16 protein-coding genes and 2 pseudogenes are annotated in these 14,957 nt (G+C 54.9%); 12 read left to right on the plus strand and 6 right to left on the minus strand.

What is annotated here, in order from left to right:
* Complete coding sequence (locus JMJ16_RS09670; RefSeq protein ID WP_307813093.1) at positions 1-1,083, minus strand: IS701 family transposase; 1,083 nt, start codon at positions 1,081-1,083, stop codon at positions 1-3.
* 210 nt (positions 1,084-1,293) lie between these two features.
* Between JMJ16_RS09670 and JMJ16_RS09675 the strand changes: the two genes are divergently transcribed.
* The 4 genes and pseudogenes from JMJ16_RS09675 (at position 1,294) to JMJ16_RS09690 (ending at position 4,683) form a co-directional block, all read left to right on the plus strand.
* On the plus strand, positions 1,294-1,650 hold the full coding sequence (locus tag JMJ16_RS09675) for a hypothetical protein (protein ID WP_201380739.1): 357 nt from the start codon (positions 1,294-1,296) through the stop codon (positions 1,648-1,650).
* A 25-nt stretch (positions 1,651-1,675) separates the two neighbouring features.
* A pseudogene (locus JMJ16_RS09680) lies at positions 1,676-2,014 on the plus strand (reverse transcriptase N-terminal domain-containing protein); the annotation flags it as partial.
* A gap of 608 nt (positions 2,015-2,622) precedes the next feature.
* Entirely contained in the window at positions 2,623-3,858 is a 1,236-nt protein-coding gene (locus tag JMJ16_RS09685) for a reverse transcriptase domain-containing protein (protein ID WP_201380743.1), read from the plus strand.
* Between the two features lie 3 nt (positions 3,859-3,861).
* Positions 3,862-4,683 (plus strand): IS6 family transposase, encoded by an 822-nt coding sequence (locus JMJ16_RS09690; RefSeq protein ID WP_201380745.1) that lies wholly within the window; start codon positions 3,862-3,864, stop codon positions 4,681-4,683.
* A 167-nt stretch (positions 4,684-4,850) separates the two neighbouring features.
* Here the strand turns inward: JMJ16_RS09690 and JMJ16_RS09695 are convergent, their stop codons facing one another.
* Positions 4,851-5,750: a LysR family transcriptional regulator gene (locus JMJ16_RS09695; protein WP_201380747.1), complete on the minus strand. Its 900-nt coding sequence runs from the start codon at positions 5,748-5,750 to the stop codon at positions 4,851-4,853.
* 167 nt (positions 5,751-5,917) lie between these two features.
* Between JMJ16_RS09695 and JMJ16_RS09700 the strand changes: the two genes are divergently transcribed.
* The 6 genes and pseudogenes from JMJ16_RS09700 to JMJ16_RS09725 all read left to right on the plus strand — a co-directional run bounded on the left by JMJ16_RS09700 (position 5,918) and on the right by JMJ16_RS09725 (position 11,638).
* Entirely contained in the window at positions 5,918-6,862 is a 945-nt protein-coding gene (locus JMJ16_RS09700) for an aldo/keto reductase (protein ID WP_201380749.1), read from the plus strand.
* A gap of 650 nt (positions 6,863-7,512) precedes the next feature.
* Entirely contained in the window at positions 7,513-8,394 is an 882-nt protein-coding gene (locus JMJ16_RS09705) for an LLM class flavin-dependent oxidoreductase (protein WP_201380750.1), read from the plus strand.
* 465 nt (positions 8,395-8,859) lie between these two features.
* Entirely contained in the window at positions 8,860-9,078 is a 219-nt protein-coding gene (locus JMJ16_RS09710) for an SDR family oxidoreductase (protein WP_236601553.1), read from the plus strand.
* Positions 9,079-9,243: 165 nt separating this feature from the next.
* Positions 9,244-9,525: pseudogene (locus JMJ16_RS09715) on the plus strand (ABC transporter substrate-binding protein); the annotation flags it as partial.
* Positions 9,526-9,681: 156 nt separating this feature from the next.
* The gene (locus JMJ16_RS09720; protein WP_201380754.1) at positions 9,682-10,620 is read left to right on the plus strand and encodes a zinc-binding dehydrogenase; all 939 of its coding nucleotides are present in this window, start codon (positions 9,682-9,684) and stop codon (positions 10,618-10,620) included.
* Between the two features lie 139 nt (positions 10,621-10,759).
* Complete coding sequence (locus tag JMJ16_RS09725; protein WP_201380756.1) at positions 10,760-11,638, plus strand: ABC transporter substrate-binding protein; 879 nt, start codon at positions 10,760-10,762, stop codon at positions 11,636-11,638.
* A gap of 326 nt (positions 11,639-11,964) precedes the next feature.
* On the opposite strand, the gene JMJ16_RS09730 is transcribed toward JMJ16_RS09725, so the two are convergent.
* Complete coding sequence (locus tag JMJ16_RS09730) at positions 11,965-12,201, minus strand: hypothetical protein (RefSeq protein WP_201380758.1); 237 nt, start codon at positions 12,199-12,201, stop codon at positions 11,965-11,967.
* 380 nt (positions 12,202-12,581) lie between these two features.
* Complete coding sequence (locus tag JMJ16_RS56880; protein WP_374228996.1) at positions 12,582-13,124, minus strand: cation transporter; 543 nt, start codon at positions 13,122-13,124, stop codon at positions 12,582-12,584.
* On the opposite strand from JMJ16_RS56880, the gene JMJ16_RS53910 reads away from it, so the two are divergent.
* Complete coding sequence (locus JMJ16_RS53910; RefSeq protein WP_236601333.1) at positions 13,057-13,296, plus strand: hypothetical protein; 240 nt, start codon at positions 13,057-13,059, stop codon at positions 13,294-13,296. The genes JMJ16_RS56880 and JMJ16_RS53910 overlap by 68 nt on opposite strands.
* Before the next feature lie 127 nt (positions 13,297-13,423).
* Here the strand turns inward: JMJ16_RS53910 and sigZ are convergent, their stop codons facing one another.
* A complete protein-coding gene (gene sigZ, locus JMJ16_RS09740) occupies positions 13,424-14,107 on the minus strand; it encodes an RNA polymerase sigma factor SigZ (RefSeq protein ID WP_236601334.1) in 684 nt (227 codons plus the stop codon).
* 41 nt (positions 14,108-14,148) lie between these two features.
* Complete coding sequence (locus JMJ16_RS09745) at positions 14,149-14,397, minus strand: hypothetical protein (protein ID WP_201380767.1); 249 nt, start codon at positions 14,395-14,397, stop codon at positions 14,149-14,151.
* A gap of 258 nt (positions 14,398-14,655) precedes the next feature.
* On the opposite strand from JMJ16_RS09745, the gene JMJ16_RS09750 reads away from it, so the two are divergent.
* Positions 14,656-14,946 (plus strand): hypothetical protein, encoded by a 291-nt coding sequence (locus JMJ16_RS09750; protein ID WP_201380769.1) that lies wholly within the window; start codon positions 14,656-14,658, stop codon positions 14,944-14,946.
* Positions 14,947-14,957: the final 11 nt, after the last annotated feature.

Here is a 14,957-nt window from a genome sequence, read left to right on the forward strand (position 1 = left end):
CTAAACCGGTATTGTGTTGGCTCTGGCTTCTTGCCAGCCTTTTCGGCAGTCGGCGTTTCCTGGGTGTCTGGGGGGGGCTCCGGGCAGAGGGCGTTCCGCCAGCAGCCAGCCCTCTGGTCCGGTTTGCACGCGGCTATGACTGGTTGAGTGCCGGGGCGAACCGGTTGCCCAATGCACGCGGATGGCGACCGCCTGCACCTGCATCGTGCCCTTTGTTCCTTCGCGCCAGGAGATGGTTCGCCAGGCAGAGGCGGGCAACGCTTCGATCAGATCTTTGACCGTGTGCAGCGGGGCTGGGCGTGGTTTGCGGGGCTGTCCACGTCCTTGATAGGTGGGCAGCTGGAGCGCGGCAGCTTGCACTTCGGCGGGCAACCGGCACCCGAACGTGCTCTCAACGGCGCAGATGTAGGGGATCTGGCGCTCGTCGAGGCCGCGCAGAAAGTTGGGATTGTCTCCATATCCTGCGTCGACCACCACCATTCCGATCGGGACACCCCACTGCCTGGCGCGATCTAGCAGTCCCAGCGCAATTTCCGGCTTGGTCTGCTGGCTGATCGACTCCGGGACCTGTGCCTGCTTGCGGCGCTCGGCATCCTGCATCCAGGCTTGCGGCAGAAAGAGTTGGGCGCTCACGGGCCAGTGGAAAGGTGTGCTGCTTGCCGGATCATCAGCGAGAAACTCAGCACTGACCACGACCTGGCAGTTGCCAATCTTGCCGAGGGTCCCCGAGTATTGCGGAAAGACGCCGACCGAGGCGCTCCCTTTCTTCGGCAGGCCGGTATCGTCGAGAACGAGGATGCCATCCGCTACAGGATGCAAGGCCAGTAAGCGTTTCACGCGTGCTTCGTCCAACTCCAACGGGTCCCAGGCCGCGTCAGTTAACAGGTGTTGCAAGCGCTCAACGGTGGTTCCTGCGACCACATCTGCGATGGTGCCACACGTTTTGTGAGGCAAGTCGGTGAGCAGTCCAGTCAGATAGCGTTCCATACTGTCTCGGCTGGTATGTCGGCGGAACAGCGGGGCAAATGATTCCAGGAACGCTGCCAGTTCGGGTAAGGGTGTGCGACACGAAGCTGTATGAATAGCTGTGAGATTTGAATGAACAAGATCTCACCTGGGGTTCTGCCCCCAGTACCCTACCAAGACATGCGGTTGGAGTAATCCGGCGGTGTGAAGCTCTTGGGACAATGGATGCCTCGCTTGCAAAAGCGGTAGTGAACCCGCGAGGAGTTCACTACGACTGCTAGCATCAAAGCGGTCGGGAACTAGGGTTGGATCGTATGGTTAACAGATGTGAACTGCCCAAAACGTCGTCACCGAAAACAAGCCAAAGATGCTGACAGGCTTGAGCCAAAAGGCAGTGTGGATCGGTCCAGGGTGTGCCCCTTTACCCTGGCGCAGACGCTGTATCCACCGGCGCAGAGGCAGAACCTACTCGATCCGGGTATGCATACGGAACGTGGTAAACCCGTAGTCCTCCCGAAAGGGACAGCCAACCGCAAGGACGGCCTATGGGAATGCGGGCAAAGGAAAACGGAGAAAGCGAAAGCCGCCTGTAATGAGGTGGATAGGGATGACGTCGAGAGACAACATGATCCCGCGCGAAAGCGAGCAGACTTCCGTTTGGTCTTTCTTGACGAGAAAACTTGACGAACAGACACAGGAGGCAAAGCAGATGACAGCGAACATGTTTGCTGGTGCAGCTTCCCACAGCGAGATGAAATGGCACCAGATCAATTGGTCAGCCGCTCACCGCAATGTGCGTCGGCTCCAAGCGCGTATCGTCAAGGCAACACAGGAAGGCAAACGGGGCAAGGTGAAAGCCCTGCAACGCTTGTTAACCCACTCGTTCAGTGGCAAAGCGCTTGCTGTCAGACGAGTGACGGAAAACCAAGGCAAGAACACCCCTGGAGTAGACAAAGACATCTGGAATACTCCAGAAAAGAAGGCAAAAGCCATACAATCGCTCAAGCAACGAGGCTATCATCCTCAACCGCTGAAGCGGGTGTATATTGTGTGATTCGTTCCCTTGAAACGGTTGACAAAGCCGGGGAAAGGGGTCAGGTGAGTAATTCACCTGAACAACTTCATATCCAAGGAGGTGCGGAAACGCCATTCCTACTCCTCCCCTTGAAGTGAACAAGAGAAAGCCTTACCCACACCTCTCTGACTGACTCTCAGATGAGGCGAACAGCTTGGGTAAACAGCATAGAGGGAGACTTCCTAGTCCGAAGGAGATTCTCTCTCTCGGCAGGTAGCCATGGGTAACGTAAGCGAAGATACATGGAAACACCGTCACCCGTAACAAGCCAAACGGGCTGAGAGGCTTGGCTCAAAAGGAGCAAGGATAAGGGGTCGGCAGCGAATGTACTGACCGATATTCACTCCCAAAGAAACCCGGTGGAGAGTATCGCCCTAACGCTACAGAAAATGGATATGAGGAACGAAGTAACCTCATCGCGGCTCTCTGAGATGATCAATACTCAGAGCAGGTAGTCAAACCGGATGCTGCAATGAGGAAGGATTGCCTAAAAAGCCAATGCCTTTGGGAAAGCCAAAGGATATGCTGACGTAGGCACGACAGTTTGAAAGATAAAAACGTCAGTGAGGAGCAAATAAGCTATGAACACGGAATCAAAGCCGATGTATGGATGGAATGACCTCCCCTGGAAGCAATTCGAGCGGCAGGTCTTCAAGCTCCAAAAGCGGATTTATCGAGCTTCACAACGCGGTGATGTCAAAACAGTTCACCAACTTCAAAGACTCTTGATACGGTCCCGTGCCAGTCGTTACCTGGCAGTACGACGGGTCACGCAGGACAACCAGGGAAAAAAAACAGCCGGAGTGGATGGAGTGAAAGCCCTCCCCCCTTGTCAACGCACGGAACTGGCCGAGTCACTCAACCTCAGCCAGAAAGCCTCGCCAGTCAGGAGGGTCTGGATACCCAAGCCCGGCACAACCGAGAAGCGTGGTTTAGGGATTCCCACCATGGCAAATCGAGCACTCCAGGCCCTCGTGAAACTCGCGCTCGAACCACAGTGGGAAGCCCGCTTTGAACCAAACTCCTACGGTTTTCGACCGGGACGCTCCACCCATGACGCGCTAGAAGCCATTCGCTTCAGCATTCGGCTCCAAAGCAAATATGTGTTGGACGCCGATCTGGCAAAATGCTTCGACCGCATCAACCATCAGGCGCTTTTAACCAAGCTCGCCACCTTTCCCGCCTTGAGACGAGTGATCAAAAGCTGGCTGAAAGCTGGGATCATGGAAGGATTGACGCTCATTCCAACCGAAGAAGGCTGCCCACAGGGGGCGGTAATCTCGCCGCTCCTCGCTAATGTGGCCTTACACGGTCTGGAAGAGCGAGTCACCTCAGCTTTTCCGGCTCGGATGAAGCGAGAAGGACAAAGTATTCGCTGGCAACCGACCGTTGTCCGCTATGCAGATGATCTGGTGATTCTTCACCGGGATCCCGCGGTGATAGAACAGGCCAAACACATAGCCGCCGATTGGTTGGCCGAGATGGGACTAGAATTTAAGCCGAGTAAAACCTGGATCACCCATACCCTGAACCGTTATGCTAGCAGGATTGGTTTTACCTTTCTGGGTTTCGAAATCCGCCAATTTCCGGCGGGCAAAAGACACAGCGGGAAAACCGGTGGGAAAGATCAGGTTCACATCGGCTTCAAAACCATCATCAAACCGAGCAAAGAAGCCATGCATCGTCACCAGGAAAGGATCAAGGAGGTAGTAGGAAGGAACAAGGCCAAGTGGTTCTGTCAGAACTCAGGAGAACATTTGGCAAGGGAAGCGCTCATGGAGTATGTTTATAGGAAACAAACACATGATGAAGGATAATCAATGAACTGCCCATACTGTACATCCTCGGCTACCAGAGAACAATGCAAGAAAACCACTCTTGGCTATCGAACCTTTCGCTGCTCTGCCTGCAAACGGCTTTTTAATGAACGAACGGGCACGGCCTTCAACTTTCTAGAATATCCTACAGATACAGTTCTCCTGGTTGTCACCTGGCGATTGCGCTACAAACTGAGCCTGCGAGACGTGACAGAGATGTTTTTGGTGCGTGGCTTTGTCTTCACCCATGAAGCAGTGAGGGATTGGGAAGCTCGATTTGCTCCATTGCTCGCCGATCACCTACGTGTGAAGCGCCGAGGAAAAGCTGGAACCTCATGGTATGTGGATGAAACCTATGTGAAAGTGAACGGGAAATGGTGTTATCTGTATCGAGCTATCGACCAGGATGGCAATCTGGTGGATTCCATGTTGAGCGAGAAGCGGAATATGGAGGCAGCTCAGCGATTTTTCAAGCAAGCTGTTGATGTGGTTGGCCATGCTCCCGATCTCGTCACGACCGATGGGCATAACTCTTATCCACGAGCCATCCGAGAGACGATGAGCAGTTATGTGCAGCATAGGACAAGTAAATATCTCAATAATCGGCTGGAGCAAGACCATCGAGGGATCAAGCAACGCTACTATCCAATGCGTGGCTTTGGGACGTTTGAAGCGGCAGCACGTTTCTGTTGTGCCTTTGACGAATTACGGAACTATCTCCGTCCGCGTCGTATCATGGGAGAATCGACCTCACTCTCCGAACGACGGCGGGCTTTCCTCGATCGGCTTGCAGCCTTGCAAGCCCTGCAGCAAGCAGCCTCATAACAAGAGACGAGCAGTACCAGTGTTCCATAGAGCTTTGATCTGCTTCTGTGTTCTCAGTTCTGACAGAACCGAAAAGAGCGCTCATCGTCGTCAGTACGTCTCTCACCAGGAAGCCCGGCGCAGAAGCAGAGGAGAGAGACTGTCTATGCCGTGATGGAAGACACGCATCATGCCAGGGAGAGGCGAGCAAAATAATCAATGACAAACTGGCGGAATTGCAGTGCCGCCATTGAGAGGCGACGATCGGTCAGCCAGGAAAGTCCGATCGTACGCTGACACTTCGGCTCTGAAATCGGCATTTGGATGATGGCTGGATCGACTAATCCGTGCCAGGAAATCGCTGGCGCAAAAGCGATGCCTTGCTCCGCTCTGATCAATCCTCGAATCGTCGAGGGGTCGTCACTTTCAAAAACGATCCTGGGACGAAAGCCAGCCTGTTGGCAGAAACTATCGGTCAGTTCACGCCAACTGTCCCCTGGCTGCATGTTGATAAAGGCTTCCTGGGCAACCTCCTGCAGACGAATCTGGGAGCGCCGGGCCAACGGGTGGGCTGAGGGAAAAGCAAGCCAAATATCCTCAGTCAGCAGGGGAACGCTGGTGATGCCCGGCTGTTGGAGTGGAGGAGAGGAGATACACAGGTCACATGTTCCCCTGGCAAGGTGCTGCACCAGGCTGGTGACGGAATTGGCCTGATACCCCGAGAGCAAAAAATGAACGCCCGGGTGATCTTTGCGAAAGGCGCTGAGCAGATCTGGAAGCAGGTGGGTTGCCACATGCATCGCGAGCCCAATCTGTCCTTGCCTGCCATCCGCGAGATCGCTCAGGTCACGCCTGCCCAGTTCAAGTTCCTCGAAGATGCGCTCAACGCGCCGGACATACGCCTGACCAAAGTGATTCAGGCGTATGTTTCGCCCCAGACGGTCAAATAAAGGCACGCCCAACTCTTCCTCCAGGCGAGCAATGGTCTGGCTGAGAGGGGGTTGGGCAATCCCCAACTCATCCGCTGCGCGGGTCATGTGCTCCAATCGTGCAACGGTCAGGAAATATTTGAGCTGCAAGAGTTCCACCGTTTCTCTCCTTTTTCATATTATATAATATATGATAGCGATATTATACTATATATTGGACGGTATGAAAAAGCGATGGTATATTCTTCTCAAGAGAAACAAACTTAGAACGTCTCTTCGTCAATTACAGTGCACACGCTCAGTAGCATGCCAGAAAGAAGCTCTAAATGACATTCGATCGCTCTTCTGAACTTCGATTTGAAACAATACCGCTCAACTTCGGAAGCGGAAAGATTCCATCTCTCGGCTTTGGCACATTGATCCCGGACGCGACCGAGACAAGACGTGCGACCAGAAGCGCCTTGGAAGTCGGATTTCGACACTTCGATTGTGCCGAACGATATGGGAATGAGCGAGAGGTAGGCGAAGCATTGCAGGCAAAACTCAAGGCTGACGGAATCACGCGGGAGGATCTTTTTATCACCACAAAGCTATGGAATACCAACCATCGTCCGGAGCGTGTTGAGCGGGCGTTTGAGGCGAGTCGGAACAGGCTCGGAATCAGTTTCATAGATCTCTACCTCGTTCACACTCCATTTGCGTTTCGACCGGGGGACGACTATGACCCACGGGATGAACATGGCAATATCCTTTACGACGAAGGCGTGAGTCTCATCGACACCTGGCGGGCTATGGAAAGTCTCGTTGACGATGGCAAGTGCGGAGCCATTGGATTGTCTGATATCCGTCTCCAAGAACTCGTGCGCATTTACAATTCTGCGAGAATTAAACCTGCCGTTGTTCAGGTTGAATCGCATCCTTATTTTCCACAAGCAGAGTTGTTGGAATTCTGCAAACAGAAGGGCATTGTGTTCTTGGCATTTGCTCCCTTAGGTCATGGAACAAGGCCGGGCCCTCTCGATGACCCGGCAATTTTGGCAATCGCAAAGGAAGTCAACCAAACCCCAGCACAGATTCTGCTTGCCTGGGCAATCCAACGTGGCACGGCAGTTCTCACCACTGCGAAGACACCAGCCCGCGCTCAGGAAAACTTCAACATCCGCGCTATTCCAAAGACCGCTTTTGACAAGATCAACCAAATCCAAACTAGACAGAGACTCAATGCGGTAGTGGAGACCGGGATTCCGGGTTTCATTCCGAAGCGAAGCTGAACTATTTGGCCCAGTGCTACGTAAGCTGCTACGAAGTGCAAAGTAGCATGCATCAAGAGCTTGCGATGAAATAACGAGGAATTTTGTGTGGTTCTCAGGCAGATTTCGCGTGTGCGTAGGCAGAAAGCAGCTTTGGGGTCCGAGAAAAACAGTTGAAACAGGAAATACAGCCATGCTTTTTCGATGTTAATGTATGAAAAGTCACTTGAACATGGTTTATTCCCGCTACTTTGCACTTCGTAGCAGCTTACTTTTAACCATTGGCATTCAACGTAACGTAAACGTCGGTGGCTAGCGTACTGAGCTATGAACTACCAGAGCATACTGTCACTCCAGTGATGCGTACGGCGTAACGTAAACGTTTAACGTCCCTAAGCACTACCAGTTTATAGCTGCGGAGGCTTCTCAAGGGCATTTACGTAACGTTAGCGCAAAGGCGTTTACTGATCTGTAGCACTGGGCCTACTAACAATGTGTTTGGATACAGACAATCGTCAGTCTCCAGTGGGAGTTAGCTTGTGAGTCGGCCTAAGAAGCGCCTTGATGTCTCCACTGAGGGAGTCAGCAAACATCGCCTTGCAAGCCATCTCAGACGAAATTTCTCTCCTAACTCCCATTGTAGAATCAGAACGTGAGAGGTAAGGTGAACGATGAACATTGCTATAGGTCTGCTGGCAGACATTCCTGGGGTCAAGGGGCAGTTGCTTCTGGAGTGGGCGAGGCTGGCAGACAGCGCGGCTTTTTCGAGCCTGGGAGTGACTGACCGAGTGGTGTACCCGAATTACGAGCCACTGATGACGCTGGCAGCGGTCGCGGGTGTGACGAAGCGCATTCGTTTAATGACTGCAGTGCTGCTCGCGCCGTTGCGCAGGACGGCTCTTCTTGCCAAGCAGGCCGCCAGCCTGGACGCGCTCTCCAACGGTCGGCTGACGCTCGGCCTGGGCGTTGGCGTGCGCGAGGATGATTTCCTGGCGGTGGAGGCCTCCTTTCGCGATCGTGGCAAGCGCTTCGATCAGCAGCTCGCACTGCTGACCCAGATCTGGTCTGGCCAGCCCGTCAGTGGGACGCTGGGAGAGGTTGGCCCGGTGCCCGTTCAACCAGGCGGGCCGGAGCTGCTGATGGGGGGGTACTCACCAAAAGCGAGCGAGCGGATCGCTCGTTGGTGCAACGGAGCACTCGTCGGTGTAGGCGGTGGTGGTCCAGAGATGGTGCGCCAGTCCCTGGAGATGACCAGAAAGGTCTGGCAGGAGGCTGGCAGGTCTGGCAAGCCGCGCCTGGTCGTGACCTCGCACTATGCTTTGGGTCCCAACGTGGCTGACTGGGTGAACCGAACCGTGCGGGACTACTACGCGTTCTTAGGACCAGCGGCGACACAGGTAGCTGCCGGAGTACGTACCACGCCAGAAGCTCTGCGTGGCCTTGTCCAGGAGTTTGCGGACATGCGCGTGGACGAGCTGCTGCTGTGGCCGTGCATCCCCGAACTGGATCAGATCAGCCGTTTGGAAGACGCGATCTCAAAAGTGCCTCACTAACGTGTGGGGAAACCGTGAAGAGAATGAGAACGGGAAAAGCGATTTCGTCACATCTCTCTCAGTATCGGCCTCAGCCGCCGGCCCCGGGAGGGCATGATCGCGACTTCGCACGGCCAAGGCCGCACTAACGCAGTTGGTAATTTGACTGTACGGTTGAAGAGTTATGGTCCACATGATCGAAAATCGACGGAATCTTCGAATGGATCATTCCTCTTTTTTTCGTGTAGAGGTGCAAAACGCGCTTCCTCCTCGGCAAACTCACCCTTCTGAAAGAATCGATGAGTCAGCTCATTTACAGGGAAGAGCGACGTCAGCTCAGAACTGGAGCGGTATAGTCACGCAACAGAACGACCAAATTCGAAGATTCTGTCGATTTTCGATCATATCATCTGCAACTCTTCGATCATAAACTCAAATTACCAGCAGTTCGCCTGGTATCTCGCCCAGGAACTAGGCCCGCGAGGCATCACGGTCAACGTCGTCGAGCCCGGCCTGGTGGAGGATACCCGCATGGTGGGTGTCCTCGACGAGGAGCACAAGCAGCGGCAGGTGGCCGCTACCCCCCTGGGGCGCCTGGCACACCCTGGCGACGTTGCCCAGGTGGTCGCCTTCTACGCCAGCGAGGACAACGCCTTCATGACCGGCACCACAGCTGCGGTTAATGGTGAAATGTCCATGTACTGACGCCCTGCTGCTCTCTGCACACGGGGCCATACCGTCCCGGTCCAACCGTTGGTTGGACCGCATCCTGCCCACTGTCACCTCAGCACCATGGACCGCGAGCTTCCGGGCCCGCGCGTGCCGCGGGCCCATGGCGGTGACACAATCAAGGAAAAAGGAGAAACGTTGATGGACACGATTGATCTCGCCTACGTCGGACGGGGCCTGCACGAGGAACTGGTCGCCTACATCGCCGACCAGCAGGACTACTACGCCGATGAGGGCGTCCACGTCGCGCTGCGCGATGGCATCCCCTGGAACAAGGAGCGGCTGCGCCACGAAGCCGTCATCGGGCTCGGCGGGACACTGCTGTCCCGACTGACCGATGGCATTCCCTGGGTCGCACTCCAGGTTAACACCCACCGCCCGCTGTTCTGGTTCCTCGCCCGCCCCGGCCTGACCTCCCTGGCTATTGGCGTAACGTGCGGCCCTCTCAAATGTGTCAGTGACGTCTAATCTAAGGCGGGAAAGCTGTTGCTGAAATCGCCGGCAAAGAGCGATGCCATTTTTGCACAAGTAGTGTCTGACACAAGGCGAAATTGGTCAAAGACGAAAGGAAAGAGATAAATGAGTTCAATACGTGCGATAGTCGTTGATCCTGATTTTCCAGAACGGTTTGCCATCGAAGAGGTCGAAGCGCCCCAGCCTAGCCCGTCGGAAGCGCTTGTTCAGGTTGAGGCATTTTCTTTGAATCGAGGAGATGCAATCATACGAGTCAAAGAGCGCAGGCGACCCGGTTGGGATCTGGCAGGAATCGTCATCAAGCAAGCGGCGAATGGGACGGGTCCGAAGGTCGGGAGCCGGGTGATGGGCATAGTTAATGCAGGCGCATGGGCTGAGCAGGTGGCGGTTCCTACGAACAGGCTGGCCGAACTTCCCGCCAGCGTGACGTTTGCTCAGGCGGCAACCTTACCTACTGCTGGACTCACCGCGCTCAGGGCACTTGAGAAAGGAGGGTCGCTCCTGCACAAGCGAGTGTTGATTACCGGTTCCACCGGTGGGGTGGGACTCTTCGCGCATCAGCTCGCCCGGCGAAGCGGTGCCTTTGTCGTCGGCACGGCTCGCGATGCTCGCAACGAGGCGGTAGTCCGCGAGGCGGGCGCCGATGAGGTGATCGTAGGGGACGATCTTGAGCCAGCGCGTGCCTATGGCCCTTACCACTTGATTATCGAGTCGCTCGGTGGAAAAGCACTGAAGAGCGCATTCTCTCTGCTGGCACCAGGTGCAACCTGCGTCACGCTGGGCTGGTCGGCATCTCCAGAAGTCACCATTGATATCAGAAATTTCATGGTTGCCGGGGGAGTTACCCTCTACAAGCTGGTGATGTTTGCAGAATTCGATCGTCGTGCTGCATCTCGTGACCTGGCCTGGCTCGCACAACTGGTAGCCGAGCAGCAATTGCGGACGCCAATCGAGGTGGAGGCTTCCTGGCACGACATCGGTGAGGTCGTGCAACGCTTGCGGCAAAGGCAATTCACCGGCAAAGCTGTTCTGTATCTGACGTAGAGAGTCCATCTGAAGTTGCCAGAATCTTGCATGAGTCTCAATGCTGAGAGCATTGTTCTGGAGAAAGATATGCTCTCAGCCTGGGCACGGCCAAGGCCGCACTGGCGCATGGCCGTGACACAATCAAGGAGAAATGTTTATGTACACGATCGATCTCGCCTACGTTGAGCGGGGCCTGCACGAGGAACTTACCGCCTATATCGCCGACCAGGAGGGCTACTACGCCGATGAGGGCGTCCACGTCGCGCTGCGCGACGCCTGCTCCTGGGACAAGGAGCGGCTGCGCCACAGCGCCACCATCGGGCTCGGCCGGACACTGCTGTCCCGGCTGGCCAATGGCATTCCCTGGATCGCACTCCAGGTTAACACCCACCGCCCGCTGTTCTGGTTCCTCGCCCGCCCCGGCCTGACCTCCCTGGCCGACCTGGCTGGCCGACGGTTGGCGGTACACCCCCCCCACACCGGACCCGGGTGCTTCGCTCGGATCATGCTGCGCCAGGCCGGCCTGGACCCGGACCGCGACATCCACAGCATCGTCCGCCTGCCCGGCGACTACGGCATGGACCTGCGCTGGCTGTACGAGGGCAGGATCGACGCCGCCCTGGTCGGCAGCGCCGTCGTACCGGAGGTGATAGCGGCTGAACATGGCTGGCAGGTGCTGGGCTGGGTCGGCGACCACTTCCAGATCCCCACCGCAGGCGTAGCCGTTGACCCCACGCACATCCATCCGGATGACCCCGCGGTCCAGGCCGTCGTACGAGCCCACCGGCGCGCCTTGCAGGTGATCCACAACGAACCCGACACCACGGTGCGGCACATGCAGACGTTCCTCAGCCGATACACCGCAGACGAGGTCCGAGCCTACTACGAGACGTTCTACGCACCGTATTTCAGCACCGACGGCCAGGCTGACCTCGCCGTCGGCGCCAGCGCGATTTCCGCGGTCGCCGCCGAACTCGGTGTTCCCGCCAGCGTCACAGCAGCCGAGTTCTACCGCACCGCAACCACCACACGCTAGTACTTTGTCAAAGTTGATTGGAAAGGTGGGGAGAGACGCAGAGGGGCTGACGCCCCTCTGCGTCTCTCCCCTTGCCGCCGCAGGCGGCGTAAAACCTTTCGGATGAAAATTGACAGAGCACTAGGGCTGCGTTGCAATTGACCACTCAGGATGGCAGAAGGCCGTTTTAGCGTTTTTCGAGACAGCAAGTCGCATCTCTTGGCCGCAGAAGCAGCCGCTGGTGTGGAGATCCCAAGATTGCATGGGAGGAAATGGAGGAACTGGCCCTCGAGTATGAACGGACCGGATTACAACGCTAAGCGCCTTAGCGTTGTAATCCGGTCCGTTCATACTCGAGGGCCAAAATCAAGTTCGGCCTTCTCTCCATGGTTGAGGAGACGGTAAAAACCGACGATTCGCTCATCGATTTCACACACATAGACACTATCCTTCTCAATCTGCTCCGAGGTGATGTTGATGTCCTTGACCATAGTGTAATACTTCCCACCGTAGGCATGAGAAGTGCAAACAAGAGTGGTCAACAAGGGACTGTCTGCTCGTTGTGCGCGTCGAATAGATGACATGCGTTACAAGCTCCTAGAAGAGTGAGAAAACGGAAGGGAAGGAGAAGAGCTCTCTTTCTGCCTTTCTTTGATCTGGTGCTTTACCAGTGTACCACGGGTTTCGATGGGTATGATGATGCATATACCCTCTGTGAAGGATATCTTGGCAGGAGATCGTTTGACGAAAGAACCTCTGCACTCTCTGAGCAATCCACATCTCAGTCGATTTCAGAACATCGGTAAGGGTGAAGCCGCTCCAGTATGGACGCTCTTCGCAAGCCCACTCGCACGATGAAAATCCCTTCCTTTCAACTCAAAACTCCTTTGTGAAGGATATCATGCCATATTCTCTCTGAAGCATATCGTGCCAAAATTTTGCCACAATATGCTACAAATTTCACTCAGCACTGCAAATAATGCTGAGACTCTATGAGTAGAGATTTGCCTACATTCTGCATGAGGAAACCTGCGAAAAAACCAGGATCAGTGGTATCGGCACAGAGCCCTCCAGAAATTTCTGGAGGGCTCTGTGCCGATACCACCACGAAGCAGTCAATACTCCTGAGAGGTCCTCGCTCTCTGAAAAAACGGCAAGAATGATTCTCCTTTTGGCGTTTTGGCTCAGTCATCATTATCGTCCCACCCTCTCCGCGAGCCTCTTCCAGAGCTTCGCGGGTTTCGGCAACGAGAAAGAAGAGAAACACCAGAGCCGCCACACCTTTCGTCCGCCACCAGTGGAACAAGGCATTGAGCAGAACCCCTACCAGGACTGAGCCTACCATGTAGCCACAGGTGAGGAAATTGGCCGCGTCACCACACAATGCGCCGCTGTCAATCCGAGCAGCAATACGCCGTTTCATAAACCACAACCAGGACATGATCAGGACCGCAGCCGCGGAGATAGCGATACCAAGCGGTGATTCTTCTGGGCGCGAGCGCAGCACCAGGCCGAGGACGGAGGTAAAGAGACATAATAGTGCCAGAGCCCTGGTGGAGGCCCGAGACGAGGATGCGCAGCACATTGAGCAGGCGGAACATCGTGCCGCCTGGGTGGTCTTTGAGTTACATGGTGACCGCTATTCCCTTTTTCTCCAACAATTCATGGATGTCACTTAATATGTCATCTAGGTCGCGTGGTTCTATAAGCTCACCTTCATCAATGGGAGAAAACTCAGCTAACAAGAACTCCACGTTGATAGAAGAGCATCAAGTTTACTGTGTCTCCTGTGGGATCTCCCGCTGTTCAGCCTCTCTCACAAGAGGTCAAGCTTGCATTAACAACTGGCAAGGCAATGCTTCTCTGAGGAGATGGATGAATTGCTTGAGACGTGCATGCACACTGCTCAGTAGAGCAACCATCCTTCTCGTGCTTTTGTGTTTGGCAACAGGCGCAATGGGAGTAGTAGTCAATGACGTGCCCGAGGCGATCAAACTCAATGTGGCAGCAATCCAGTACTACTTGCTTCAGCTTTTCGCGCGCGCGCTGCACTCGTGATTTGGCTCCTGAAAACGAGAGACCCAGACGCGTTGCCAGTTCTTTCTGCGAGACACCTTGCACATCGGTCAGCAGAAGAGCCTCTTGATGCGCAGAGGGCAAGCACGCAATCATCCTAGCGACCGACGCGGCCAATTGCGCCTGTACGTTCTCTTCTGGAATTTCATCGAGAGGCAGCATCTCCTCGGCATCCTCTAATGGAACGTCCTGCCTCCTTTTGCGATAGTGATCAATGATCAAATTGCGCGCGATCTGGTACATCCAGCTTTCTAGCTTGTCATGTTCGCGCAACGAGTCGACCTGCGTGTGCATCTTAAGGAAGGCTTCCTGGAGCAGGTCTTCAGCCTGCTCCTCGGTTGCCACGCGTCGACGGATAAAGCGATAGAGGGGGTCATGGAGTGTTTGCCAGGCAGACTCAACCGTGTGAACCATGCATTCGTACCTTCTTTTCTGATGGAGTGTATCTGCCTGTATTATGCACAGCACGTCAAGGGCTGGGAAGAGCAACAGAGTTGCGTGCCAGCGTTCCTGATGCTATTTGTGCCAATGAGCAGCGAAACTCCGTGCTTGAGCCTGGTGGAGACACCATCCATCCACGCGCTTTTTCTCCTGCCTGCTTCCCTGGCCAAACATGCTGTCTGAAACCGATGCAGGGAAAGACGAGCCTGTTCATAGTCCTGCTGGCGCCAGTGCGCCAATGCCTCTTCTCGAAACATTTTCATGTCCCTTCCTGTTGTTAAAATCATTTCTATCCATGTAGACGGAGCCGGATGAAAAAGGACGCATCTGGACACGCAGCCGTTGTAGTCTGGTTCCAATTACACCTTAATCTTTGCTTGTTGTCTTCACAGTTTGTACACAGTAACAGCATATGAAATTGTTGCGTCTTTTGGCGAAGCGTCACGTCTACCTAAATGAACATGCCAAAGGGCATACACAATTTTGAACATACGAAAAGAAAAACAAAGGAGCACGCATTTATGACCCAGATCTCCAATTCGTCAAAAACAGCAGCTAAAGGTGGTTTTCAGCACGGCCTTCCCACCGTTTCAACCTTGCCGATACAGCAGAGTGGATGTTGTGGCACAACCAGCCAGTCTGCAAGCACGGGATGTTGCGGCGAACCCACGACCAGCCAGGCCGTAAGCACGGGATGTTGCGGCGAACCCACATCCAATGCCGCCCTCTCCACTGAGACGCAGGTGACAGGCGGGTGTTGTGGGGAACCCGTGCAAGGAGATTCCCCTGCGAGCCAACAGCGATGCTGCTAATAACAACGACT

The organism is Ktedonobacter sp. SOSP1-52 (assembly GCF_016587395.1).